Raw genomic sequence first — 3,949 nt, forward strand, 5'->3', positions numbered from 1 at the left:
CCCGTACGTCCTACCCTGGCTACTGATATAATAGATTCTATTAAAAAAAGGTCAACCAGTAAAAACTGGCTCACCTTATAATACGAACGCACCCGTTAGTTTAAGTAAAACTCTTCACATTTTCCCGAAAAGTTTACGATCTCTTTAGCTAATTCGATATAGAATAATTTTAAGCAAATAAATGATAATGGTCTTTTTTATAGTGAATCTCTGTACCTATTAATGACAATTATTCATAATATTAAATTACTATTTATTGAAATTAGGTGACGTTCATACTTTCTAAGATTTGTACAACTTCTTCAGTTGGAATTTTCATATCATCATTTATCCATTTTCGAATTACTTCAATGATCCCTCCAGTCGAATAAGTGAAAAAATATTCTAAATGATTCTCATTAGCATTTGGTAACTGTTTTTTTATTTCTGCAATTGTTATATCATGAGCAGAATTCAAAACTGTATTTAGTACATGAGAGCTATTTTTTTCATTAAAAATGATTTTACAGAGCTCCTTATTTATAAGTATCAATTTTAAAAGTTCATTTAGTATATTTTGTTCTCCTGAAATATTAATTGTACTCATCATTTTCTCTATCATTTCTTCTTCAATACTTCTCATTAAATCAAACGGATCATTGTAATAAGAATAAAAAGTGCCGCGATTAATATCTGCTTCTTTGCAAATATCCGTAACAGTAATTTTATTTAAGTTTTTTTCTTGTAGTAGCAGTAAAAAAGCCTCTATAATTACCTTTTTACTATACAATGTTCTTCGGTTTCCTGGTGTACCAACCATATTTTCCCCTCCTACTTATTAACCAAATCACTTCAATATGTTTTTAAATGAACAAAACATTAATAAATGACTATTTAATGACACATGTTTTCATTTTGCTTATTGTTACCTTCAATTAGCTTTAATATACTATGTCTATGCCATTAAATCAACGAAGTGTTCGATTAATGACTTGTCGTTTAAATAATAACTAGTTGTTTTAATGTGTTGTATGTAATATTAGGATGAAAGGAAGCTATTAATGGCAAAGTATCTTTATAAATTAGGAAAATGGGCGGCAAACAATAGTAAAAAAATAATTGGAGGCTCATTAACAGTTCTCCTTGCGATAGCAATTATTGCAATGAATCTGGGACCAAATTTTTCTGAAGACATGTCTATACCTGGATCAGAATCAGAAAAAGCCCTTCAACTCATTAAAAAGGAATTTCCCTCAACAGGAGGTCAAGTACAGTTAGTATTAAAAGCACCTGAAAATAAAACCTTAGATTCTGAAGAGGTTAATAAAGTAATTACGGATACATTGGGAGTGATAAAAGAAAAAGATGATCATGTTGTTTCTGTTGCACACCCATTAGAGTTAGGGAATTTAAGTAAAGATAAGAAAATAGGTTATGCAATTGTTACTTATAATGTAGCAGCAGACAAGGTATCGGAAAAATCAAAGGAAAATATTATAGAAAACATTGAAAATACACGTGATGCAGGTATTCAAACAGAATTAGCTGGTGATGTTTTATTTTCTGAAATGGAAATTGGAGGAATCACAGAAGTAATTGGGGTAATTGTTGCTTATGTTATATTGGCAATTACTTTTATTTCCTTCTTAGCAGCTGGGTTACCAATTATTACGGCGGTTATTGGACTAGCTATAGGAATTTTATTAATTGTGATTGGAACAAATTATTTGGAAATTACCTCTGTTTCGATAACGTTAGCAGCAATGTTGGGACTGGCAGTAGGCATTGATTATGCTCTCTTTATTATGACTCGTTTTAGACAACAAAGAAAAGAAGGATATTCTGTCCAAGAGTCTGTAGCAATTTCAAATGGAACAGCCGGGAGTGCTGTAGTGTTTGCTGGCATAACAGTCATCATTGCGCTCTTAGGTTTATCTGTTGCAAAAATACCATTTTTAACAATGATGGGGCTATCTGCTGCTCTATGCGTATTATTAGCAATATTTATTGCAATAATTGTGGTTCCAGCTTTTTTAGGTCTGATGGGACATAAAGTGGGACCAGATAGAAAAAATACTTTTTTAAGCAAAATTATTAAAAGCGATAAAAAACAAACTACTTCCGATAGATGGGGAAATTTTGTAGCAAAACGCCCGTGGAGGGTAGCAGTTATTGGAATTATACTTCTTTCTATAACTGCTATCCCTATTTCCCATATGGAACTCGCATTACCAGATAACGGTTCGAAAAATGAAGAGACAACAGAAAGAAAAGCATATGATTTACTTAGCAAAGCTTATGGCCCAGGCCATCATGCAACATTAATTGTAGCCGCTAAAACATCAAGCGAAACAACCAATCCACAAGTAGCATTAAGTGATACTGTAGAAGAGTTAAGTGGATTATCAAATGTAAAAAATGTTAGTCCAGCAATTCCTGGACCATCAGGAGAATTGTATCTTATTTCTATAACTCCAGAGACAGGAGCATCTGATTCAGAAACAAAAGATCTTGTAGACGATATTAGAGCAAAGGCAAAGACCTTGGAAAAATCCGAACAGTTAAAATTAATGGTTACAGGTACTACGGCGGTAAACATTGATATATCACAGAAATTGAGTGATGCATTGCCAATATTCGCTTTATTAATTATTGGATTTTCATTCATTTTATTAGTACTAGTATTCAGGTCTATTCTAGTTCCATTAAAAGCAGTTCTAGGATTTTTACTTTCATTAGGTGCAACATTAGGATTCACTGTATTTGTTATACAAGATGGAAATTTAATTGATTTATTTGGATTTCCCATTGTTAATCCTGTATTAAGCTTCTTACCAGTCATTGTGATAGGGATTTTATTTGGGTTAGCAATGGATTATGAGGTCTTTCTAGTTAGTAGAATGCGTGAAGTATTTACACATACTGGGGATGCACGCGAAGCTGTTTTAGCAGGAATGAGAAATAGTGGTGGAGTAGTAACAGCTGCTGGGTTGATTATGATTTCAGTATTTACTGGATTCATGTTAGCTCCAGATCCAATAATTAAAGCAATGGGCTTTTCTCTCACATTTGGCGTTCTATTTGATGCTTTTGTAGTAAGAATGGCTATTGTACCAGCAGTAATGATTATAATGGGAGAAGCTTCTTGGTACTTGCCAAAGTGGTTAGATAAACTACTACCAAATTTAGATATTGAAGGAGAATCATTTATAAAAGAAATAGAAATAGAAAGAAAAAGGAAATAAAAGGAGAAAGATGTTAAGTTCGCATAAATATTATTAACTAATGGGGCTGAAGGTAGTCCGATTCTTGTTATTCTTCAGTCCCATTTCTACATTAAAAAGATATCTCCAAAATATTCCCCCGAAACCTTTTATCATCGTATCTAACTCCTGTCTGTCATCAAATTTTTAGCTATCCGATTACATTATATATTCGAGATTTAAATTTAAGTTCCTTTTTCAATTATACTGCCCCTTAGTTCATTAAGAGATTCAACAACACCTTTAACAGAGCTTCAACAAAAAAAAGGGCCCCTACTCAATACGAGTAAGGGCTCTTGATTATGCTGCAAACAATTTAGTGAAAGTTGCTTTACCTGCCTTCTTATCTGCAGTTATCTTTTTAGCTTTCTGGAATCTAGATAATGCTGATTCAGTACCTTTTCCGAAGATAGAATCAAGTGATCCAGGGTTAAATCCTTCCAAGTAAAGTGCAGCCTGCAGAATCCAAGTAAGATTCCCTTTTGCACCTTTTTGGACAGTGACAATTGCAGCCTTAGTTTTAGTTCCCCATTTCCCTCCACAAATAACTTTTTATTAAATTGTTTATTAAGTTCAGTTTGTAGTGCTTTGATAAGTGATGATTTGGTTTTAGGGCCATTAAATCCATCAACAATTAGGCCAGTTCCATAACGGCTATTTAAAGTTTTTTGAATGGACCTAATTGTTTCATCTCCACTGTTCGAAGT

At 32.9% G+C, this 3,949-nt stretch carries 3 protein-coding genes; 1 reads left to right on the forward strand and 2 read right to left on the reverse strand.

The annotated features are described in order from the left end of the window. Window positions 1-262 precede the first annotated feature (262 nt). Window positions 263-799 carry a TetR/AcrR family transcriptional regulator gene (locus ACFVSH_RS23865; protein WP_387708204.1) on the reverse strand — a complete coding sequence of 179 codons (537 nt, stop codon included), beginning with the start codon at window positions 797-799 and terminating at the stop codon, window positions 263-265. 241 nt (window positions 800-1,040) lie between these two features. Here ACFVSH_RS23865 and ACFVSH_RS23870 point away from each other — a divergent pair, with 241 nt between their 5' ends. After that, entirely contained in the window at window positions 1,041-3,224 is a 2,184-nt protein-coding gene (locus tag ACFVSH_RS23870) for an MMPL family transporter (protein WP_387708206.1), read from the forward strand. Window positions 3,225-3,542: 318 nt separating this feature from the next. On the opposite strand, the gene ACFVSH_RS23875 is transcribed toward ACFVSH_RS23870, so the two are convergent. Beyond that, on the reverse strand, window positions 3,543-3,686 hold the full coding sequence (locus ACFVSH_RS23875) for a peptidoglycan-binding domain-containing protein (RefSeq protein ID WP_387708208.1): 144 nt from the start codon (window positions 3,684-3,686) through the stop codon (window positions 3,543-3,545). Window positions 3,687-3,949 lie beyond the last annotated feature (263 nt).

The organism is Peribacillus sp. NPDC058002 (assembly GCF_042886655.1).
Lineage (GTDB): Bacteria > Bacillota > Bacilli > Bacillales > DSM-1321 > Peribacillus > Peribacillus aracenensis.